General features: G+C 47.4%; 20 protein-coding genes. 9 read left to right on the top strand and 11 right to left on the bottom strand.

Translation table 11 applies throughout. From position 1 onward, the window contains the following. The first annotated feature begins 5 nt into the window (after nucleotides 1-5). Complete coding sequence (map, locus tag ABIC22_RS22705; RefSeq protein ID WP_354483972.1) at nucleotides 6-752, top strand: type I methionyl aminopeptidase; 747 nt, start codon at nucleotides 6-8, stop codon at nucleotides 750-752. An 85-nt stretch (nucleotides 753-837) separates the two neighbouring features. On the opposite strand, the gene ABIC22_RS22700 is transcribed toward map, so the two are convergent. Together ABIC22_RS22700 and ABIC22_RS22695 are read right to left on the bottom strand one after the other, a co-directional pair. Then, on the bottom strand, nucleotides 838-1,035 hold the full coding sequence (locus ABIC22_RS22700) for a hypothetical protein (protein WP_354483970.1): 198 nt from the start codon (nucleotides 1,033-1,035) through the stop codon (nucleotides 838-840). A 30-nt stretch (nucleotides 1,036-1,065) separates the two neighbouring features. After that, nucleotides 1,066-1,536 (bottom strand): NUDIX domain-containing protein, encoded by a 471-nt coding sequence (locus tag ABIC22_RS22695; protein ID WP_354483968.1) that lies wholly within the window; start codon nucleotides 1,534-1,536, stop codon nucleotides 1,066-1,068. A gap of 328 nt (nucleotides 1,537-1,864) precedes the next feature. Between ABIC22_RS22695 and ABIC22_RS22690 the strand changes: the two genes are divergently transcribed. From ABIC22_RS22690 to ABIC22_RS22665, 6 genes are all read left to right on the top strand, one after another. Continuing rightward, a complete protein-coding gene (locus ABIC22_RS22690; protein WP_354483967.1) occupies nucleotides 1,865-3,544 on the top strand; it encodes a PucR family transcriptional regulator in 1,680 nt (559 codons plus the stop codon). Between the two features lie 221 nt (nucleotides 3,545-3,765). Further along, the gene (locus ABIC22_RS22685; RefSeq protein ID WP_354483965.1) at nucleotides 3,766-4,542 is read left to right on the top strand and encodes an ABC transporter ATP-binding protein; all 777 of its coding nucleotides are present in this window, start codon (nucleotides 3,766-3,768) and stop codon (nucleotides 4,540-4,542) included. Continuing rightward, nucleotides 4,542-5,414: an ABC transporter permease gene (locus tag ABIC22_RS22680; protein ID WP_354483963.1), complete on the top strand. Its 873-nt coding sequence runs from the start codon at nucleotides 4,542-4,544 to the stop codon at nucleotides 5,412-5,414. Before ABIC22_RS22685 ends, ABIC22_RS22680 begins: the two co-directional genes overlap by 1 nt. A 33-nt stretch (nucleotides 5,415-5,447) precedes the next feature. Beyond that, entirely contained in the window at nucleotides 5,448-6,473 is a 1,026-nt protein-coding gene (locus tag ABIC22_RS22675; protein WP_354483961.1) for an ABC transporter substrate-binding protein, read from the top strand. 193 nt (nucleotides 6,474-6,666) lie between these two features. Next, nucleotides 6,667-8,043, top strand: coding sequence for an amidase (locus tag ABIC22_RS22670; protein WP_354483959.1), 1,377 nt, complete (start codon nucleotides 6,667-6,669; stop codon nucleotides 8,041-8,043). A 19-nt stretch (nucleotides 8,044-8,062) separates the two neighbouring features. Further along, complete coding sequence (locus ABIC22_RS22665; protein ID WP_154894077.1) at nucleotides 8,063-8,449, top strand: RidA family protein; 387 nt, start codon at nucleotides 8,063-8,065, stop codon at nucleotides 8,447-8,449. A 148-nt stretch (nucleotides 8,450-8,597) separates the two neighbouring features. On the opposite strand, the gene ABIC22_RS22660 is transcribed toward ABIC22_RS22665, so the two are convergent. From ABIC22_RS22660 to ABIC22_RS22630, 7 genes are all read right to left on the bottom strand, one after another. Then, nucleotides 8,598-9,020, bottom strand: coding sequence for a DUF3237 family protein (locus ABIC22_RS22660; protein WP_127536991.1), 423 nt, complete (start codon nucleotides 9,018-9,020; stop codon nucleotides 8,598-8,600). Nucleotides 9,021-9,458: 438 nt separating this feature from the next. Beyond that, nucleotides 9,459-10,109, bottom strand: coding sequence for a hypothetical protein (locus ABIC22_RS22655; RefSeq protein ID WP_354483956.1), 651 nt, complete (start codon nucleotides 10,107-10,109; stop codon nucleotides 9,459-9,461). 137 nt (nucleotides 10,110-10,246) lie between these two features. Next, nucleotides 10,247-11,920 (bottom strand): glucuronoarabinoxylan endo-1,4-beta-xylanase XynC, encoded by a 1,674-nt coding sequence (xynC, locus tag ABIC22_RS22650; RefSeq protein WP_354486062.1) that lies wholly within the window; start codon nucleotides 11,918-11,920, stop codon nucleotides 10,247-10,249. A gap of 370 nt (nucleotides 11,921-12,290) precedes the next feature. Beyond that, entirely contained in the window at nucleotides 12,291-13,880 is a 1,590-nt protein-coding gene (locus ABIC22_RS22645; RefSeq protein ID WP_354483955.1) for a glycoside hydrolase family 43 protein, read from the bottom strand. Between the two features lie 58 nt (nucleotides 13,881-13,938). Next, nucleotides 13,939-15,912 carry a YjhG/YagF family D-xylonate dehydratase gene (locus tag ABIC22_RS22640; RefSeq protein WP_354483953.1) on the bottom strand — a complete coding sequence of 658 codons (1,974 nt, stop codon included), beginning with the start codon at nucleotides 15,910-15,912 and terminating at the stop codon, nucleotides 13,939-13,941. A 16-nt stretch (nucleotides 15,913-15,928) separates the two neighbouring features. Beyond that, entirely contained in the window at nucleotides 15,929-17,395 is a 1,467-nt protein-coding gene (gucD, locus tag ABIC22_RS22635; protein ID WP_354483951.1) for an alpha-ketoglutaric semialdehyde dehydrogenase GucD, read from the bottom strand. Nucleotides 17,396-17,416: 21 nt separating this feature from the next. Then, nucleotides 17,417-18,292 (bottom strand): fumarylacetoacetate hydrolase family protein, encoded by an 876-nt coding sequence (locus ABIC22_RS22630; RefSeq protein ID WP_354483949.1) that lies wholly within the window; start codon nucleotides 18,290-18,292, stop codon nucleotides 17,417-17,419. Nucleotides 18,293-18,461: 169 nt separating this feature from the next. On the opposite strand from ABIC22_RS22630, the gene ABIC22_RS22625 reads away from it, so the two are divergent. Beyond that, complete coding sequence (locus ABIC22_RS22625; protein WP_153978753.1) at nucleotides 18,462-19,376, top strand: helix-turn-helix domain-containing protein; 915 nt, start codon at nucleotides 18,462-18,464, stop codon at nucleotides 19,374-19,376. 86 nt (nucleotides 19,377-19,462) lie between these two features. Here the strand turns inward: ABIC22_RS22625 and ABIC22_RS22620 are convergent, their stop codons facing one another. After that, nucleotides 19,463-20,884, bottom strand: coding sequence for a family 43 glycosylhydrolase (locus tag ABIC22_RS22620; RefSeq protein ID WP_354483946.1), 1,422 nt, complete (start codon nucleotides 20,882-20,884; stop codon nucleotides 19,463-19,465). A gap of 109 nt (nucleotides 20,885-20,993) precedes the next feature. On the opposite strand from ABIC22_RS22620, the gene ABIC22_RS22615 reads away from it, so the two are divergent. Next, a complete protein-coding gene (locus ABIC22_RS22615; RefSeq protein WP_354483944.1) occupies nucleotides 20,994-21,800 on the top strand; it encodes a helix-turn-helix transcriptional regulator in 807 nt (268 codons plus the stop codon). On the opposite strand, the gene ABIC22_RS22610 is transcribed toward ABIC22_RS22615, so the two are convergent. Next, nucleotides 21,790-22,647 (bottom strand): carbohydrate ABC transporter permease, encoded by an 858-nt coding sequence (locus ABIC22_RS22610; protein ID WP_354483942.1) that lies wholly within the window; start codon nucleotides 22,645-22,647, stop codon nucleotides 21,790-21,792. The two genes, ABIC22_RS22615 and ABIC22_RS22610, sit on opposite strands and share 11 nt — an antisense overlap. Between the last annotated feature and the right edge of the window lie 12 nt (nucleotides 22,648-22,659).

Raw genomic sequence — 22,659 nt, 5'->3', positions numbered from 1 at the left:
CGAAAATGGTCATTTTAAAAAGCAAGTATGAAATTGAGGCTATCCGCAAGGCATGCCAAGTGGTGGCTGAATGCCATCGTACAATCGCCCCGCTTATCAAACCAGGCATTACGACTAATGAGATTGATCGCCTGTTCGAGGACATTATGTTGAAGCACGGCGCAAAGCCATACCAGAAAGGCTATAAAGGCTACCCATATGCGACCTGTGCTTCCGCCAATGATGTGATTGCACATGGTTTCCCCAACAATAAGCCCCTTGAGGAAGGCGAGATCGTGACGATTGACACGGTTGCTGAGCTCGATGGTTGGCTCGGTGATTCTGCCTGGAGCTATGCGGTCGGGCAGATCTCGCCAATGGCCAAGAAGTTGATGCGGGTCACGAAGGAATGTCTTGACCTCGGGATCGCGCAGGCGCAGCCCGGCAATCGGCTCGGCGACGTGACAAGCACAATTCAGCGGCATGCGGAATCACACGGCTTCGGGGTCGTGCGCGACCTCCTCGCCCATGGCATAGGCCGCGACCTGCACGAGGAGCCGACTTATATGCATGTCGGCAAGCCTGGAAAAGGCCACCGCATCAAGGAAGGTATGGTATTCACGATTGAACCCATGATTACCGAAGGATCTTACTTCCTGACAATTGATCCCGACGGCTGGACCGCACGGACGATCGACAACAAGCTTGCCGCTCAATACGAACATACCATTGCTATCACGGCTGAAGGTCCACAAATTCTAACCCTCCAATAGAACAAATATAGGTCTTATACAGTAATAAGAGTTATTGTCTTAATAGAAAAATGCTCCCGCATCTGTGATCACGGGAGCACTTCATTTAGTTGCTGAAGTAATGAGACTGTTGGAGGTCGGCGATCAGTGTAGGGTGCACAGGACTCCATCCAAGAAGTTCCTGAGTTGCAACGCTTGATCTGGGGATATCCAGTGCTGCAAGTGTGCTGAGGAAACCGAAATGGGCGTCTGCCTCTTTTCGTGAAATACTGACTACAGGTACATGGAGTCCTTGCTTTTTCAAGCAATCATTTCCGTTTAGCCTAATCGTGTATCACACAAACTCAATTAACTTCCTATCTATTTCTGCGATATCACCAATCTCCGATGTACCATCCCAAAGAATAATTGAAGAAGCTTCATCGTTTTCAACAAAATCATGAAGTTCGCACAGTTCTCCCATAAACAGAGCCCCATATTCTGTCCGTTCAGGTCCATGGAAACTTGGCTGAAGTCTAAACTTCATTAATCCTTTAAATTCAGCCGTGTCCATAGGTTGATTGGTTTCCTCAAACAATTCTCGAATGACACATTGCTCAGCGTTCTCACCAGCTTCAATAATACCTCCCGGCAGTTCCCATTTGTTTCTCCACTTATTATGCATGAAAAGGTACTTCCCTTGGCACTTCACCACAATTAGAGCATGGGTTAGTGGAACATCCAGCGTCATTGAAATGAGCTTATCATACTTGATAGGATTAAATTCCAAAAAAATATTGCCTTTTGAATCCGTCATGATTGCCATGCACACATCCTCCATTTCTATTATAAAAAAATAAAAAACGCGCCAGACCGAAGTCCTGCGCGTTGTATTTCGCAGGATGGTAAGCGCGTATAGCGTTAACCCATCCCTAATCTTTCAAGGAATAGATTAACGCTCTCCATGATGATGACGTTGTTTTAATTCTAAAATGAACATGGTTCATTCCTCCAATCACTGACGTATGGGAATAATACCCACCATTGTGCTTTTGAGTCAAGTATAAGTTTTGATGATCTAAATTTTCTTTACGACGACCCAAATATGTGTTAGCTTTTATAACATTACCATTACGAAAGTGAGTGGGTTGAAGATGGATCTGCAGCATTTATTGACTATCCCCATTCTATCCAAAGCAAAGGTTATCGCCGGGCATCACGGCCTCAATCGCTTGGTACAATCCATTAACATTATGGATGCACCAGACATTGTACAATTCCTGAAACCAGGAGATATGCTGCTTACGAACGGCTATATACTGAAAGACCGCCCCGATGCTCATCTTGCATTCATTACGGATATGCATGCGATTGGATGTGCAGCACTTGCGATCAAGACACAGCGCTTCTCTTTTGAATTATCTCCGCAACTGCTCGAGACAGCCGACAAGTTGGGGTTCCCGATTATCGAACTGTCTGAGATCGACAATACACTCGGTGAAATATTCCAGCATTCGATCAGCTCCATCCTTCAGAACAAAACTGATGAGCTCCACTACGCCTTGTCTATTCACAAGCAATTCTCCACGATGGTTATGCAAGGAAAAGGCATTCCATCTATTGTCGATACGTTGTCCCAGCTGCTATCTTCACCTGTATTGCTGCTGGACTCGAAGAAGCAGATTACGGCAATCTCCCATCATGCACAACATATAGATCCCTATTCTCTCGCTGCGCCTATACTGACATTTATACATGAGTACCCTTCCTTCCAGATTGCATCCTCTATCTGCCTGCTTACTGCCGATAAATATAGGCATATCGAGCTGCATCCCATCTTCACCGACCGGCACGAGGGCTATTTGATTGCGCTGTACGACAGCCCTGCAACCTCGAAGCTCTCCAGTCTGGCGTTAGAGCAAGCCGTTAATGTCATCGGTCTGGAATTAACCAAGAAACAGGCGGTCAAGGAGCGTTCACGCCGGTACAAGAATGAATATTTCTCCGATCTCATTCAGGGTTTCTTTCGTTCTGAACAAGAGGCGCTCCATCGCGGCAAAAAATATGGACTGAAGGCACAAGAGAGTTCGGTTCTCATCCTTGCCAAGATGGATGAATCTCTAGCGGCCAGGCCTAATCCGAACCTTACTCCTATTAAGGAGGAGCGATACATATCGGAACGTGACGCTTATTATGAGCTGATTAAACAGGCTTTCGCTAGACTGAATCTTACCTTCGTCATGTTCACGAAGAACGATCAGTTCGGCATTCTCGTCTTTTTGGGTGAGTCGTCTTGGGAAGAACAAACCGTTGTCCAGCAGCTTGAGAAATTAGCGGGCAATCTGTATACGGATTCGCAGCTCAGCGTTTCATTCGGAATAGGCAATCCCTACACAAACGTATTGGATATCGGACTCTCCTATAAAGAGGCAGTTAAGGCACTCCAATCCGGCTATCAGATGAAAAAGACCCGCTTCGTTCATTCCTATCAAACCATGGATATAAGCCGGTTGCTGCGTATGATTCCTTATGATGAGATTCTCCAGTTTCATCAAGAAACCTTCAAACCCTTCGCCGGACGGGATTCAAACGAACGTAGTGAACTTATGAAAACCTTGTCCTCCTTCTATGAGAATCATTGCCAAATCGGCGATACAGCCAAAGAGTTGTTCGTCCATCGTAATACGGTTATCTATAGGCTGGAGAAATGTGAGAAACTGACGGGCAGGAATATCAAGGACCCGATGGAAAGTCTGCGCTTTCGTCTCGCCTTCGCACTTGAGTCCGTGTTGAATGCTAACCCCTCCCCTAATGAAGCTCCCCATACATTTTAAATTGATAGCGTGTCATTTATAATGACACGTTTATTTTTATTTATCTCATTTCATCAGTCACACTCTGTGCATTTTAACTGATTTAATTCTATATTTATGTTTAACATGACTAATGACAATTGAATCGACAATCTTTATGATAAGAATACATCCGACGATGTTATATTAACTAACACAAAATAGGATCATTCATCAACGCTGGAGGAAAGGGGCTGCCCATTATGGCTATTCAAATACAAAGCGTCTCCAAATCATTCGTCAATGCAAACGGAGAAGATATTCAGGTACTGGCTGAGGTTTCAATGCAAATTAAGAAGCAGGAGTTCTTCAGTATCGTTGGGCCGAGCGGATGCGGCAAGAGCACCATTTTCAATATTATTGCGGGTCTGCTGAAACCAACGAACGGCAAGGTTATCGTCTGCGGTCAGGAGATCGATCAGACAACCGGACATGTCGGCTATATGATGCAAAAAGATCTACTGCTTCCTTGGAGGAGCATTCTGGACAATGTCACGCTAGGCTTGGAAGTGAAAGGCATGCCCAAAAAGGACCGCGACGGTATTGCCATGGATTATCTGGATCGTTACGGCCTGGCTTCATTCGCCGATGCCTACCCCTCCACATTGTCAGGCGGTATGCGCCAGCGTGTAGCCCTTATACGTACTCTCGTTACCCAGCCCGATATTATATTACTGGATGAGCCCTTCTCCGCACTGGATTATCAGACCAGACTCATTCTGGAAGATGAAATCTTATCTATCCTGAAATCCGAGGGCAAGACCGGAGTTCTTATCACTCATGACATCGAGGAAGCGATCGCCATCTCTGACCGCATCGCTGTCATGAGCAAAAGACCTACGACAGTGAAGCAAGTGTATGACATCGGTCTCGCTTCGCAGTACGGTTCAGCACTAAAAGCCCGTTCCGACCCCAAGTTCAAGCAGTATTTTGAATCAATCTGGTCGGAGCTCGATATTCAAATGGGGAGGATCAGCTAATGAAAAGTACATCACCTGAAATGTCCCTAACGAAGGAGCATACTGGGGTTGCGAAAAATAAAACCAAACGCAAACAATCGCCTTTCACCAAAGAATGGACGATGACGATGATATGGCGGTTCATTATTGTTGCAGTCATCCTCGTGATATGGGAAGCTGCAGTCCAGCTAAAGCTGGTAAACGGTTTCCTGATGGGATCGCCGAGTGCCATTCTTGATGCCGCTATCACCATGTTCAGCTCAGGTCAACTTTTTACAGATGTTCTAGCTACGGTTAATGCCACCATTATCGGATTTGTGGCGGGAAGTCTATTTGGCTCATTGGCAGGACTACTCATGTGGTATTCCAAGGCCGTCGCCCGGGTGCTTGATCCGTTTATTGTAGCGCTGAACGGCATCCCGAAGATTGCTCTAGCTCCCATGATTATCATCTGGTTCGGTTCGGGTATCTTTTCCAAGATTGTTCTTGCCTCCGTGGCAACGTTTATTGTAGCGTTGTTATCCGCTTACCAAGCGACTCACCAAATTGATGAGTCCCAGATTAATCTCATGAAATCCTTCGGAGCAAAGAAATCACAAATTTTCCGCAAAATTATTATTCCCTCCTCTCTGCCATGGATCATCTCCGCCTTCCGTATCAATATTGGCTTGGCACTCGTGTCTGTCGTAGGCGGAGAATTCATTTCTTCAGACAAAGGTCTCGGCCATATGGTATTTGTCGAAGGCAACCTGTTCAACCTTCCGGCTGTGTGGGTCGGCGTGTTCATGCTTATGCTCGTTGCCATGCTGCTCTACACCTGTGTCAGTTATATCGAGTCACGCCTCCTTCCATGGAATGACAATAAAAACAGCAGCAAGTCCACATCCGTATAAACAACTTACACCATAAAAGGAGCCTGATGACCAATGCGTACATTCAAAAAGATAGCTATTCTATCAACGATGACCCTTTTATTGACTGCACTACTCAGTGCATGTGGAAGCAATGCGAAGTCTGTGAATGGAACAGACGCCATGGCGAGCGGAGGGCAAGAAGATAACAAGGTGGATACGATTATGGTTTCCGAGGTGTATCACAACCTGCTCTACCTTCCACTGTATGTAGCAAACAATCAAGGATTCCTAGAGCAGAATCGCATTGAGCTATCCTCGATCCGCGCTGCCGGAAGTGGGCCAACCGCCTTGTCTTCGGTCATCTCAGGCGAATCCGCCTTCTCCTTTCACGGTCCTGAGCATGTCGCATTCGCTAATGCAAAAGGTGGAGATGCCCGCTCACTGGTCCTTCTATCGGGCAGCGCTCCCGTATGGGCGGTTGCGCGTGAAGGAGTAACCGTGAGCTCGCCAGAGGAATTCAAAGGCAAGACCATCGTTGTTGGGTTGGCACCTACAAGTTCCAACAGCTTAATGCGTAAGTTGTTCGAAGACAATAACATCGATATCGAAAAGGATGTCACGATCACGGAGGTTCAAAATGGATCCGAACTTGGTGCCGTATTAGCCGGCAAAGCTGACATTGCATTCGTGTATGAGCCTCAGCTTGATCAAGGAATTGCTGAGGGACTGCACATTGTCCATGATTTCACGAAGGATTATCCTGACTTTGCTTTTGCAACAATGAATACAACCACAAGCTTCATTGAGAAAAATCCGGATCTCACCCAGCGCTTCGTCACCTCTATAGAGCAAGCATTGGACTACATTCACTCGAATCCTGAGGGTGCCAAGGCAGTCGCGGTGAAGGAATTCCCGAATCTGGACAAGAAAGTCGTGGAGCAAGCCGTACAACGCATGATTGACAGTAAGGTATACCCTGCTGATGGACATATCAATGAATCAGCCTTTGAGGCCGCGATCGGTATGCAGCGCTTCATTGGCAATCTGAAGGAAGACCTCGCTTACGAGGATATTATCGATGCAAGCTTCACCAAATAGAGAGAGAAAGGTTGATTATTCTGAATCAGGACGACTATCTCACCCACCGATGCACTGAAAATGCCAAATATGCGAATGGAGTTATTACGAGCGAGGAGCTTGCCCTTTTCACAGCAGACTTGAAATTGATTCGCAGCTTCAAGCTGCCTGAAGTAATAGGACCTAATCCCCCTTACAGGAGAGTGCCTCTGCGATGATTACGAAACCACTTAACGAGCTGTCGATCACCGAAGCGGCTGAACTGATTAAGAACAAGAAGATATCTCCTGTCGAGCTTACACAGTCCTATTTGAAACGGATTGAAGAGGTGGAGCCTGCTGTGCAAGCCTTTGTTACTATTACTGCTGAGCAAGCCTTGCAGGCCGCAAAAGAATCGGAGCACAAGCTGATGAGTGGCGATTATCTCGGTCCACTGCATGGCATCCCATACGGAGCCAAGGACATTATCCATACTGCTGGCATACGCACCTCGGCTGGATCAAGCACTTATCCAGACTTCATACCTGAGACCAATGCAACGGTGATTGACAGATTACAGACGGCTGGCGCTATCTTGCTCGGCAAGACCACAACGACAGAATATGCCTTTCAGGGGGGAGAGCCACCAACTCGCAATCCATGGAATGTGGAGCATACCCCGGGCGGTTCCAGCTCCGGCTCCGCCGCTGCAGTAGCAGCTGGCATGGCTTCCTTCACACTCGGAACCCAGACCTTCGGTTCCCTGCTTAGACCCGCATCTTACAACGGGTTAACCTGTATGAAACCCACATATGGCAGAGTTAGCCGCAATGGTGTCATAACAGCAAGTTGGAGCCTTGACCATGTGGGCGCCTTCACTCGATCGGCACAAGATAACGCAATTGTTCTTGAAGCCTTAGCCGGACAAGATGAGCTGGACCCCTTCTCGCTGCCTCACGGCAAGCCGGATTTAACAAGCACTCTTATGCATCCTATTTCGGGAATGGTTATCGGTTTGCCAAGCAGCTTTTTTCACGCGGATGAACCGGCGATCATGGTAGCCATTGAGTCGGCAATAGCTGTACTTGAAAAGATGGGCATGCAAACGAAGAAGGTTGATCTGCCTCCTTATATGGAAGAAACTCTTGCTGCTCACCGAACGGTGATGCGGGCAGAAGCTGCCGCCTTTCATCAGGAACGCTTCGCAGAGGCCGCTGATCGTTACGGCCCTACGATGCGGGAGCAGCTTGAGCTCGGCTACCAGACGAGTGCCGTTGATTATTTGCAGGCACAGCGCATCCGAACGTTATTCCGCAGCGAGATGATGAGGCTTTTCGATGAGGTCGATGTTCTATTAACGCCATCAACACCGTATGTGGCTCCCTATGGCTACAAGACAGGCAGTCCGATCTTTAACGGACCCTTTACCAATACCGGTCTACCGTCCATCACGGTTCCTATCGGATTTGATTCAACCTCCGGGAAGCACTTGCCTATCGGCATGCAGCTCTCTGGCCCACACATGAGAGAAGACCGTTTGTTGTCCATCGCTCATCATTATCAGCAAACTACGGAATGGCATCTCGCAACGCCAAACCTAAACTCCCACTAGGAAAGGATTGATAGCTACGATGTCTACCATCATACACACAAGCGCAGCACCTCAATTCCCGCTCCCCTTCTCACACGCTGTCCGCGCAGGAGATTTTGTCTACGTCGCAGGTCAGGTAGGCGTTGATCCGCAGACGCTTGATCCAATTGGCGGCATTAAGGAGCAGACGGAACAGTGCATTCGCAATATAGAAGTTATCCTCCAGGAAGCGGGCCTCACACTCGATCATATCGTTAAGGCAACCACTCATCTGGCGCGAGTAGAAGATCAGGCCGAATACAACGAAGTATACAAGCGAATGATGAAAGAGCCCTATCCTGCCCGTATTACCGTATTCAGCGGATTAGGCCCTTACTTGATTGAGATGGAAGTGTTGGCGTATGCCCCTTCCGTGCGGGGAGAGTAGTACAACGCCTAGAGATGCCCCAAAAACTTCAAAATACAATTTAGGGAAACAAAAAAATAATGACGGATTCAAAAAGGGACCAAGCATTGTTCTAAGCTGCTTGGTCCCTTTCTCGATATACGAAAATTCAGTTTTGTGCTCATCCAAACTATACGTTTCTATAGATATGAATATCTATTCCTGTATTCGAAGGTATGCCTTCGCCCATTAGTTCATCATTGTTCAAATAGGACAGCGCTTGACTGTTCGTGATGATTTTAGGAGAGGTTCGAAACAATATATTCTCCAGTTTCTCATCGAACATTCCATTATTCTCGATATACATTTTACAAGCTTCCCCTGTATAATCCTTACCTTGAAGCATGTATCTTGCAGATAAGCTATGCCGACCGCCATTCGGGCCAATAATTTGAGTATCTACCCCTCCAGGAAGAATGTCACCTTCGAAATATTTTCCTGTGACATGGCCACCAAAAGAAATCATGACTACGGAGTCGCCATCATGATTATTGGAGAGATCCGTAGTTTCCCCTATCGCAACATGTACCGTAAATACTCTTTCCCATGCCATGAATTCACCTGCTCTTTAAGTATAGAGTCATCTACAATTTTATCGTTAACAGCATCTGTTGAACTGAAATAGTCCTTAAATGGCTGTTATAAATGCGTGAACATAACCTTATAACATATCTTCTTATATGAAGCATTAGATCACAAGCAAACTTCAATCTTCAATTTAATGCCACACAGCGGAAGGCACTGATTGCAATTCGATCTTACAGGGGAACCCAATTTCTTCAATTCAACATGATGTTATTCTTTTCCTCCAAATGATCACAAATTATAATTTCTGCTTCTCCACCATCTTGTAATAAACCCCCTTTTCTTCTTTTTTCAGCGGATAAATAATGTTTTCTAAAATAAACTTATTCTACAGCCGTCCCTTTTGGGGAATACTAGCTTGCTTTCATAAGAGGTTTTAGAATCGGGTTAATGATCTCCTTTCTCGTTAGCTCAAAGACTCTGTAATCGATATTAGCCAATCACGGTTGCTTTCCTCGGCCACGACTTCATACTGTAACGCCTTCCCCGTAGTCGGTCCTACCTCCGCCCAAACCAATCTCTGTAATTCATTGTCTCCGACATAAACCGCTTCGTTGGAACGAATTGTTAACTTTTCAATCATTTGTTTCTCTACATCAGGTACCTGAATACGACTTTTTGTCGTTCCAAAAATCCGGAATTGAAATACGGTTTCATCTTTACGATATAATAAACTTACACCAACGAGCGTATCATTTGGTTTGAGATCTCTCACAACGTCTTTGCCAGTTTCTGAACTCTCCATAGCCATTTCATCGATTTCTTCCTCTGTCAGATTGTCAAATCCATAATAAACCTGTATATCCATCACATTAGCATCGGTAGGAAATACGGGCTCCCATGGAGATAGTTTTGCCATTAACTCTGTAACACCTCCCGACCACTTCACTGCTCTGTAATTTGTTTGCTGACTGATTTTTTTATCAGCGGCAAGATAAATCCCTTTTCCCATCCCAGGTTTTAATTGGCGAACAATGCGATCAATAGTATTCTCCTCTTGAGATGAATCGATATATACAATGGCTAACACTTCTCCCTCTTCATTCCTCATTTCCAAAGTCTAGACTCTCCTTGTAAGGTAGTAAGCACGCAGCTTCAAAATCATGAGTAACCCCCATCCCAGGAACCGATTAGCGGTTCAAAAGCAGGACGGGGGCTTGGCTAATTATTCTCTACATTGTCATAACGGCACACTTATTGGACTGCAGTGACATTGATGTTATCAATATTTGGCCCCTCTGTACCGGTTGTGACCACTTTAATCGTATTGGTTCCCGCGTTCATGGGGACCTGAATGATTTTTTCACTCCAGGTCGACCAGCTGCCTGTTGCCGGGAAGGGTTCGTTGCTAATGACTTTGGTTCCGTTAACGAAAATGTCGAGATTACGCGTTCCGCTTTCCAGGGCGTAACGAAATTTTACGTTTTTGGTACCTGTTATCGTGTTAGTGATGGCATTCCACTGAATGGCCGAACCTGTATACGCATTAAAGTTCACATATCCGGTCCCAGTGTATCCCGGGTAGAGAGTCTCGATAACGGCATCGGTAAGTGTAGTACCCGTTTCCGCCTCGTACGTGGTTCCGCTGCCTGGAGTGACACTACTACCAGTAATGTTGGCTACAAACGTTGTTACGCTTTGGGCTGGCAGTTGTGCTGTAAAGGCTCCACCTGACACCGTAATCGGTGCTCCGCTTGCCAGGTTTCGGCTGCTATCCGTAACCCAAGAGGATACAGTAGAAGCGTTACCATTCTGCAGGACAAATTTTTGGTTTACAGCCGAGGTGCCGCGATTAATCGCCACAATGACTACCTTATTATCCCCTTTATAGGCTGACACGAACGTATTGGTATCCGGATTTTTGGTTGCATCGACTCGGTAATAGCCTGGTCGCACGAATTTGGAGAAGTGGGCCATATTATATCCACGTTTGCTAATGCTTCCATCCTCGTTCATCGGGCCATATTGTCTCCGAATGTACCACCATACATAAGCCTGGAAATCCCCTTCAACCATGGCATTATGCATATGGTAAGATACGTCCAATGCCTCAGGCCAACGGTCCGACGAGTTGTTATCGCTGTTCGGGTAATACACTTCGGTCATCCACAGTTCTTTGCCGGCTCCCTTTTGCTTAAAGAGCGGGTATGCGAAATCTTTGAACTGTGTCCCGTACGTATGTGCTCCCAGAATGTCCATATTGGCAAGTGCCTGAGGATCATTTAGAATCGGATCAGACATGTTTTTCAAATACTGGAACGATTCAGGTGCCATGACTTTGGTATTCTGAATGGATCCCGCATTCTCCTTCATGAAACGAAGGATCTCCTGTGGTGTCCACCATGTCCATTCATGGGCATAATCCGGCTCGTTTTGTACCGAAATGGCATACAGATCTACACCGTTATCTTTCATATATGTGACAAAGTCGTTCAGATGCTGCGCGTACGCGGCATATTTGTCGTATCTCAATCGTTTGGCGTTCGTATCCCCGTTTCGATTGAAGGTTTCGACCATGTCGCTTGGCGGATTCCAGGGAGAAGCGAATACAAGCGCGCCTTGCTCTATGGCTCTTTTTGCAGTAGCCACCTCCCTGTACCAGTTATTTCGATTTTCGTCGACATAGATTCTCAGTATGGAAAAACCAAGCTGATTCGGTCCGTTGCCAAAGGCGGTTTCACGCTGAGCTGCCGTCAAGTCGCCGATCCAGGCGGGATGATTAATGCCTCCAAACCCCTTGATAAGCTGTTTTTCGGAGGACAAATTAATGTTGGCATCACTTGCTGCTGATACGTGTGTTGGCGTTAACATTAGAGGCAGGGCTGTTAAACAGGCCAACAGAACATGAACTGATTTTTTTAAATTCATCTTAAATTTCAATATCTTCACCTTCCTCAAATTATTGTAAATTGAAAGCGGATACAAGAAAATCAACTTGTCCAGCAGCGAATAGAAATTCACGTACCAACCCCTTTCAAATCAAAAACAAAAACTAGATTTTATTTGTAAATCTTACTATATTATTCATTCAGCTAAAACCTGACAAATTATAGGATATTTCTTGCAGCATAAGTTGCAGATATAGTAAATCACCAGATCAGCAGCTTGGCAGATGTCAAAGCTATAAAAAATGACCCCTGAAGAATACAGGAGTCATCTGTTAAGCACTTCACAACCTCAAGCTTGGTTTTTCAAACGTTTACTACAAAGGTCTTAATTCAGCATTGAATCGGTCCATTTATGTCGTTTCGTTGTTTGATTTCTTATACAAAAAGTAATCAAAATCAGCATGCTTGCGGGTACCGCCAAGGTCCTGTACACAGAGACCAATATAAGTTCCTGTAAACCGGATGTATTCCGGAGATTCATCGGACAGATGTGTGACATCCAACCATCCACCTGCAGGATACCAGGATGGGTCATCATCACATGCATAGTAAAAGCAGGCACGGTCATACTCATACACCACCTTCAACCGAATCCGACTCACTGATTTCAAGGGAATATCCTCCAACAGTTCATCGTATATTCCGTATCTCGACTGAAGAATTCCCAAGCACGTTCCCTTCTCTTCATGATAGGTGACCCGTAAATAGAGATAATCTTTGGTATCGTAGTACAGTATTAGTCCTGCCATTTGCTGTGGATGGTCCGGAGCAAATTCCAGGCAAGTTTCAGCTTCACACCTGAAATCCTGAAGCCTCCGGGCGACCATGCTTTGTCTGTGTGTCGAGCTCATGGACTCCATCCCGCGCAAGCGCAAGTAACCTGGACGTTCCGTCAGGCTGAGCCAAGATGGATCGGGTGGGATACGAAGGGTATTCCAATCGTTCCGGAGCTCTGATTGATCGAAATGGTCCAATTCCGGTGCCGGTTCAAATGGAACCGACGAGATTTTCGGTGCAGGCACCGAAACCTCCGGATGCCGACCACCGTTAGAAAGCTTCAGCCAGCCTTCATCGCTCCACGTACACGGTTGAAGAGCAGTCTCACGTCCAAGAATGCAAAATTTCTCATGAACTGGCCTTCCGACCAGATGAGCCATATACCATTCACCCGTGTGAGTTTCGACCAGACTGCCGTGACCGGCCTTTTGCAGAGTCAATTCCGGCCTGCCGTATGAAGTAAGAATTGGATTCGCCGGATCAACTTCATAAGGACCTTGCAGGGAACGAGAGCGGGCAACCGTAACGGCATGTTCATAACCCGTACCGCCTTCAGCCGTAATCAAGTAATAATAGTCTTTGTATTTATATAGATGGGGCGCTTCTGTCAGCCCCAGTTCTGTTCCCTTAAAAATGTTAATGGCAGGTCCGATCAGCTTTTGGTCCTGAACAGAGTATTCCTGCAACACGATGCCTGCAAACCGGTTTTTGCCCTTCCGATGATCCCAGATCATGTTGACCAGCCACTTGCGACCATCTTCATCGTGAAACAAGGAAGGATCGAAGCCGCTGCTGTTCAGAAAAACCGGTTCGGACCATGGCCCTTCGATATCTGTTGCGGTCACAAGGTAATTGTGAGTATCTTTGAAAGCCCCTACACGGCTCTTGACATCTGTGTAGATTAGGTAAAATACACCATTATCAAAGCTAAGGCATGGCGCCCATACCCCTCCGGAATTAATGTTTCCTTCCATGTTCAGCTGAGTGCTGCGGGTCAGCGGAGAAGTTATCGGCCGCCAATGAATCAGGTCCCGGGAATGGTGAATTCGTACACCCGGGAACCATTCGAAGGTGGAAGTGGCGATATAATAATCTTCCCCCGCCCTGCATACGGACGGATCGGGATGGAAACCGGGAAGAATGGGGTTGGTAATCATATTCATTATAGAAGCAACCTCCGGTATTAAAGTAATGGCAGATACAACAAATGATAAGAATGCATCACCATGCCAGCGCTTTTTTGCCGGCTTCCAGGGCAGTTATGATCCGGTCTACATCATATATATTCCCTCTCCATGTTCCGCCGCTGACAGCTTGCAGCGCAGCCCACAGCCTGGTATCATCCGGCAAATTTTTATCAGGACGCATATCTGGATGAAAGGTCCTTTGAGCCAGAATGAAAGCTCCTTCTTCCGGCGAAAACTCCGTATCTCCTTCTCCAATGAAGTTCACGCTGCCCTCCAGCTTGCCCCGATCCACAACGATGTCAATCAAGTCGCCGTTCCGGAGTTTGCCAATAGGCCCTCCTGCCAGCGCTTCGGGCCCAACATGGCCAATACATGCTCCGGTTGAAACTCCCGAGAAGCGAGCATCGGTGATGAGCGAAACATACTTCCCAAAAGACAAATGCTTGAGCGCAGACGTAAGCTGGTACGTTTCCTCCATCCCGGTTCCTGAAGGTCCACGACCGAGCAGTACGACAACGTCGCCAGCCAGAACCCCGCCAGTCTTAATGGCACGGATTGCCTCACGTTCAGTTGTAAATACCTTTGCCCGTCCACGATGCCGATACACGCCATGTTCATCCAGCACATCAGGATCAATGGATGTGGATTTGATGACAGAGCCTTCTGGCGCGATATTCCCGGTGGGAAAGGTCACGGTCGAAGAAATCCCAAGACGCTGCGAGTGCTCTAAGCTCATGATCACACTGTCCGGATCGATCCCGTCCTTCTCTTCCAATTGCTTGCGTATGAGATGACGACGTTCCGACGATTCCCACCAATCCAGCACTTCACCCAGTGACACACCTGTTACTGTAAGTACAGATTCATCCAGCAGGCCAAGCTGTCTAAGGTGAAGCATGACCTCTGGAACACCTCCGGCCTGAAAAACCCGTATGGTCGGGTGGAAGATCGGTCCATTCGGCAGAGCACTAACCAGTCTTGGAACGTTCTTGTTCACCTGTATCCAGTCCTGTACCGTTGGCACAGTTAAACCCGCTGCATGAGCAGTAGCCGGGATGTGAAGAAGCAGGTTGGTAGATCCGCCGAACGCGGCATGAACGGTCATGGCATTGCGAATGGACGCATCTGTAACAATGTCTGCCATCTTGATCCCTTGGGATTCCATGTTGATCAGTGCACGCGAAGATTGGCGCGCCATCTCGAACCAGATGGGCTGCCCTGAAGGTGCAAGAGCGGCATGCGGCACCGTCATGCCCATTGCCTCTGCTACCACCTGGGCGGTTGCCGCAGTCCCTAGAAACTGACAGCCGCCACCCGGTGTAGCGCAGGCCCGACATCCTAGCTCCGATGCCATTTCAAGAGAGAGCTCTCCATTCGCGTACCTTGCACCTATGGTTTGAATTTTACCTGCATCCTCCCCATCGGTAGGCGGAAGCGTAACGCCGCCGGGAACAATAACTCCTGGAAGCTGCGGCATACCTGCAAGTGCAAGCATCATGGCAGGCAATCCCTTATCACAAGTTGCAACGCCGAGCACACCTTTTCGCGTGGGCAGGGATCGAATCAATCTGCGGAATACCATCGCCGCATCGTTCCGGTACGGCAGTGAGTCGAACATGCCGGTTGTTCCTTGAGACCTGCCGTCGCAAGGATCGCTGACATAGCCAGCAAACGGGATTCCTCCGTGGCTCGATATTTCTTCTGCGGCAGCTTTCATCAGCAAGCCGACTTCCCAGTGTCCCGTATGGTAGCCAAGAGCTGCGGGACTGCCATCTTCATTCCGGATACCGCCCTGCGTACTCAAGATCAGAAACTGTTTTCCGTTCAATTCTCCAGGCTTCCAGCCCATTCCGACATTCTGGGACATGCCGAACAAGTCGCCGCTTGGAGCATTCCGCAGCAAATCATCGGTTAAAGGCAGACGTCCTGTTGCCCCTGGAGCATGCGCTATAATATCATAGCTGCTTGACTCCTTCTCCCCCATAATCGACATTATCTGTTCGTACATGGTAGCCTCCCGCAGTTTATGACTTCACAAAGACTGTTTTGATCGCCGTAAAAAACTCGATGGCCGCTTGCCCCTGTTCTCTGGAATGCGAGCTTGACATCTTCATTCCACCGAACGGTGCCTGCAGTTCTACGCCGGCAGTTTCCGCATTAATTCGTACGAGTCCGGCATCCATATCCCGGATGAAGGACAGCATTGCCCCGACATTTTGTGTATAGATTGAAGCACTCAAACCATAATCGCTGTCATTGGCCAACGCGATGGCCTCTTCCAAGGAATCCACAGGAATCAAGGCCAGGACCGGGCCGAATATTTCTTCTCGGGCAATAGACATGTGCGATTCGACACCTTCAAATACCGTCGGCTGTACATAAAATCCTTCTGCGAGCTCAGGATTGTCCGGTCTTTTTCCTCCAGCGAGCAGTACGGCACCTTCATCCTGTCCTTTTTGAATGTAACCAAGCACGGTACTCAGCTGGCTTTCACTCGCACATGGACCCATCCAGCTTCCGGAAGACATCCCGTCACCCAGACGGATTTCCTGGATTTGGGACAGGAGTTTTTCTTTAAAGGCATCATATACTTTTCGTTCAATAATGACCTTGCTGGTGGCCGTGCATTTTTGGCCAGTTGATTTCAAGCCGCCGCTGATCGTGGCCTCAACAGCCAAATCCAAATCAGCGTCCGCCGCGATGATAATCGGGTTTTTGCCACCCATTTCAAGCTGATACTTGGCTCCACGAGCAAGTGCTGCGGCGCCGACCCGCTTCCCGACTTCATTGGAACCAGTAAACGTTATTCCGTTTACATCGGGGTGCTCAGCAAGTGCCGAGCCGATTACCGAGCCTTTTCCGCTCACGAGATTGAGAACACCAGCCGGGATGCCGGCTTCCTCAAAGCATTCCAAAACCTTGGCTGCCGTAACCGCCGTTTCCTGAGCTGGCTTCAATACAACGGTGTTGCCATAGATCAAAGCCGGTGCTGTTTTCCAGATGGGAATAGCCACCGGGAAGTTCCAAGGTGCAATGACACCTACGACGCCAAGCGGCACACGGGTCGTGAACATTAGTGCCTCCCTATCGGTTGAGGGAATCACATCACCCGTTTTTCGCATGCCTTCCCCTGCGTAATATCTCAAAATGGCGACGCCGCGCATCGTTTCTCCCTTGGCTTCCGGGAATGTCTTCCCCATTTCTCTGGTCATGGCTTCCGCCACCTCGTCGGCCCGGCGCTCCAGCACATTAGCAGCTTGAAAAAGATAATTCCCCCGTTCCGCACCCGTTAAGTTCCGCCAGGACTTCGCCGCTTCTTTTGCCGCTGCGACTGCATTGTTCAGGTCCTCTACACCCGAGGCTGGCACATAACCCACGATTTCTTTTCGATTCGCCGGATTAATGCTCGGTTCCGTCTTTCCGGACGTTGGTTCTACCCATTCCCCGTTAATAAAATTGTTATAGGTCTGCTCTAACTGAAATGCGCTCATCGCATTCATCCTCCTTCTAAACTAGTTTGAAACGACAGGATTGATCAGTGTCCCGATATCACTTATGGATATTTCAATGCGGTCTCCTGGTTCAAGGGTGAAATCATTCGGAGGCACGATGCTGGTGCCTGTCAAAAGTACCGTACCGTCATACAAATCGTTATCCCTTGCCAAAAAGGAAACCAGTTCATCCAGCTTGCGGTTTAATTCACTCGTACTCGCTTCACTTTTAACAACCATTGATTCATCCCGATAGATCTGGCAAACAATGCTGAATTCATAGGGATTCTTCACCGTTTCCGCTAGTCGAATAGCTGGACCTATGGAACAGGATTTGCGCCATATTTTGGCTTGTGGCAGATACAACGGGTTTTCCCCCTCGATATCGCGGCAGCTCATGTCATTTCCGGCGATGTATCCCACAATGCTGCCATCCGCGGCAAGCACCAATCCCAGCTCAGGCTCCGGGATCTGCCAAGTAGAATCGCTGCGCAGCGTGACAGCCTCATTCGGCCCGACAGTCCGGGCTGCTGTGGATTTAAAGAAGATCTCCGGTCTCTCTGCGTCATAGACCTTATCGTAGAAAGTTTCCGCATCCAACTTTCCATCCGTAGCTTCATAATTCCGCGCTTCCCGGCTACGCTGATATGTCACACCTGCTGCCCACACTTCCGGTGCATCCACTGGTGCGATCAGGTGCAGAGAAGTCCAATCATCGGTCAGCTTGTTTACCGGTTTAAGAGCGCTTTCAATCCATTGAACCGGAGTAACCCCCTTCTCCCTCGCCTGATAGATTAAAGTCATAAAATCTGCTTGCGGCAAACGATACGCTTGTTCATCATCCGTAACGGCTGCCAACCACTTCTGTTGTCCATCCAAAAATCGAATAATTCTCATTCCAGCTTGCCCCCTATCTCCCTACCGGGTTGATAACATTACCATAGCACCAGCGATGTTTCATGACGATGTACTTATCACTCCGACGACTTACCCTTTTCACGCATTATTTTTCTGTTAAAATAAATCTATTCGTATTTGGAATACAGAGCGTTACGAGGAGGTAGCTGTGACCAAACTTTCAGAAGCCGTATATTTAGGCCGTCTGCCCGATGTTCGCATGTCTTTTCAATTGCTCGGACTGCATGCAAGACAAGTAGATTCCAACTGGACGTATCCGTCTCATGAGCATTCCATGTATGAAATTCACTGGATGTTAGACGGCGAGATGAACATGGTGGTCAACGGTCAGTCGTACAGTCAATCCATTGGAGACCTTCTGTTTATCCGTCCGGGTATGACTCACTCCTGCACAGGTGCCGGACCGCAGGGCTTCACATACTTTTCCGTTCATTTCAGCGTACATGATACCTCCTTCTGCAGAGAACTCAACCGCTGCAAGGACATTTATTATCCGGCAGATTCGAGCCTGGCTTCAGGACTGTCCTCTTCACTGTGCACCTTGTATGACCTGGCAACAGAACACTTATCCATGCCGTTGTCTTCCTCGAAACAGATGAAAGTCCATGCCGCCGTATTTGAACTGCTCGGCTCACTGGTTGGCCAGTTATCTCAGAACGCATCCGTTACCTTATCGAGAAAAGAAACCATCGCCCACCAAATTGCCGAGCACATTGAGGACTCCGTAAGATATATCCATCTTCATGGTGACGTTCGGGAGAGCGAACGAACCTGGATCCAAGATATCGCGAAGTCACTGAACATTAGCCCTTCACAGATCAACCGGATCTTTCGGGAGGTATACGGTACAGCCCCGCGCAAGTTTTTATCAGAAACCCTTCTGAACGAAGCCCAGCGGCTGTTAAAACAAACAGACCTGAACATTGACCATATTGCGATGATGCTTGGATACAAGACCAATGCACATTTCAGCCGTCAGTTCAAGCGATGGACTGGCATCACGCCAAGCGAATTTCGCATCCATTCCCAGCGGACTGCTGCAGCGGAGCATCTCGGTGATTGAAATACTTTTCCACATGAAATAAGCAGCTGCCGGGTTACCAGCAGCTGCTTTACTTTGTCTTAATAGTGTTTCAATCTGTGTAGCCGTTATTCTAATGTAAAAGAAGCCAGGCTAGCGCCTCCTGCTCCCCTGTAAGTCAAATACAAAGCCTGCCTGCCGTCTGGAACGGTAATGTCAGCCGTATATTTTTTCCATTCATTTGTAAAATGTACCGGAATCGTTCCCAGTACAGGACCGTCCCATGCGGTTTTAATCTCAAATTCTCCATTGCAATATCCTCGGACCTTCACGGTGACCTGGCGAATCCCATCACAATTGAAATATTTAAAACCTGCTGTGGCTGAATCCACCATATTGGCAATATATCCGACCTCTTCATCACCGTCTCGCCCATCCTGGGTAATCTTCGGAAAGCGGCTGTCCAGCCAAGCACCTCCTCCAAAACCACCGGTATACATTTGATCATCTTTTGCAAAAAGATTACATGCAAGGTATGCGGGATATTCCCCTTTTCCTACAAGAGGGCCCCCATTCACCCCGCAGGACGTCATTTCTACCTGAGATATCATTCCATGTTCGTCAAAAGAGATGCGTTCAATGCAACCCTGACGGTTAAATGCGTCCCCATTGGTATGGCGGTGATAGAAAATGTACCAGTCTTCATTGATCTCAACGATGCTGCCGTGATTGTTCCCGCCATAATACATCGGCTTGTCAGCTGGTTTATAAGAGTCAATATGTAGATCGCAGTTGCTTATGATTACACCCTGATATTCAAACCCTTTGTTAGGAAATTTGCTGGTAGCATAACATAATTCATGCATGACAATGGAGGAGTAAACCAGGTAGTAGGTATCCCCTCTTTTCCGGATGGAAGGAGCCTCAAAAAATTCATGTCCTTCGAACCCGCTGTCTTCGCTGTATGGCTGACTCGGCGCTATGAATACGGGCTCATCCACAATCGTGAGCATGTCGGGACCAAGCACCGTTGCCATCGCACCGTGTCTTGATCGGTCTCCGGGCGCACAAAATCCGGTATAAAGATACGTACGCTCTCCTTCGGTCAACACGCCTGGATCAAATTGGGGCTCGTCCCCTTCCCTTTCCCCCAGTCGAGTGCCATCCGCATATTTCACGTATCCGTAGAATTCATATTTGCCTGCTGGTGTATCGCATACAGCCACAGAAACAACCGGCACTTTATCCAGCACATAATAAAGATAATATCGTCCGTCAGGACCAAGCGTAACGTCTGGGGCGTAAAGGCACATACTGCCGCCCGGATTAAGCGGATCATCTGCCTTTTGGTAGATTACACCTTCATTGCGCCAATTCCCGAGGTCATCCACAGGTGCTGACCAACAGACGTAGTCGTTTAGACAAAAGACATGTCCGTTAAACCGGTCATGCGAACCGTACACATAAACTCTATCCTCAAATACATAAGGCTCACTATCAGGGACGTACTCCCAGGATGGAAGATATGGATTGAACCCCTGTTTTTTCATAAAAGCTACACTCCTCGTCAGCGTAATTAAGCAATATGAATCGAAAATGAATTCGGTATAATAGAAAAATAGTCCGTCTGATAAACTTACATGATATAGGTGAAAATCAATGACAAATATATTTTACGTAGAATATGACGCAGCACATCATAGCAATTTTGTTTTTGATATTCCCCAGGGACATCCCTGCTGGCTTCTGGTCATTACGCAGACTCCCGCTCAGTTCTGGGTAGATGGAAAACTCAAGGAATACCCTCCTCATTGTGCTGTTCTTTTCGAGCCCCATCAAAAAATTTACTACCGGGCTTCCGCAGGGAAATATATTAATGACTGGATCCGCTTTGCAAGCGATGAACCTTACGTAACCGAAACCTCGCTTCCCTATGGCAAGCCTTTTCCTTTGGATGATCCTGAATATTGTCACAAGCTGTTCCAGCTGCTCGTCGTAGAGAATTCATTCAATAAGGACTACAGAGAATCGTCCATTGATTGCCTGCTCCGAACCCTGTTCAACAAGCTGCTGGAGTCTTACTTTCAAGAGGAAATTAGTCCTCAGCACTACAATCTTTTAAAACTTCGGGCGGCCATTCATAACAATCCAAGCCACCCCTGGACCATATCGGAAATGGCTAAAATTATTAGCATCAGTCCAGGATACCTGCAGTTGATTTACAAAAGATTGTTTGGCCTCTCGTGTATGGATGATGTTATTCACAGCCGGATTCGGTTAGCCAAAGAATATCTCAGGCATGATCAGTATACGGTTGCGGAGATTGCAGACCGGTGCGGTTACCGCAATGTGGAGCATTTTTGCAGACAGTTCAAACAAATGACCGGTTCATCACCCAAGAAATTTCATAAACGCACGAGTAACTTAACTCCCGGCCCTGCAAATTCCGAAAAGGTCATCCTTTGATTCCTGTCATTGTAATCCCCTGAATAAAATATCTCTGTCCGATGAAGAAGAGGATTAGCACAGGAATAACGGTAATTAAAGAAACAGCCATCAGCATCTGTATTTGCGAGGAGCCAAAAGAATTCTGGAAGAACTGCAAACCGATAGCGAGTGTGAAATTCTGATCGCTGTTCAAATAGATCAGCGGAGACATGTAATCATTCCAGTGAAAGGTAATCGACATGAGACCGACCGTAATCAAAGCCGGTTTGATTGCAGGCAGCAGTATTTTGTAATAAATCTGGAATGCATTGGCACCGTCGATATATGCGGCTTCATCCAAATCTTTCGGAATGGTTTTGAAGAATTGTCGCAGCAGGAAAATGTTAAACGCGCCTCCCCCAAAAAAGGATGGAACGATAAGAGGCATCAAGGTATCGAGCCAACCAAGCTTGGTGAACAAGAGGTAAGTAGGAACGAGAGTGACCTGACTGGGGAGCATCATGGTCGCAAGCACGATCGTAAATAACAATCCGCTGTATCGAGATTTAAACCGTGCAAAGCCATAGGCAACGAATGAAGCGGAAAGAACCGTTCCAATCGTCGCAAGTCCTGTTACGATTAAGGTATTCCATGTATAACGGGTGAAATCTGCGTATTGCCAGCCCTGAATGAAGTTATCCCAAGTGAACGTTTCTGGGATGATTTTGGGAGGCAGCGTATAGGCTTCCGAAGGGATTTTAAAGGCGGTTGAAAGCATCCATATAAACGGAAAAATAAACACGACTGCTATGATCGTCAATATCACATAACTCAGGCTGACTTTAATCCGGCCGCTGTTTTTTTTACTTTTGTAATAAGCCTCCATGGTTGCACCTCC

Source organism: Paenibacillus sp. PvP094 (assembly GCF_040546835.1).
Taxonomy (GTDB): domain Bacteria; phylum Bacillota; class Bacilli; order Paenibacillales; family Paenibacillaceae; genus Paenibacillus; species Paenibacillus illinoisensis.
Note: the sequence above shows the minus strand (reverse complement) of the source record. Positions and strands in the feature narration are given on the sequence as shown.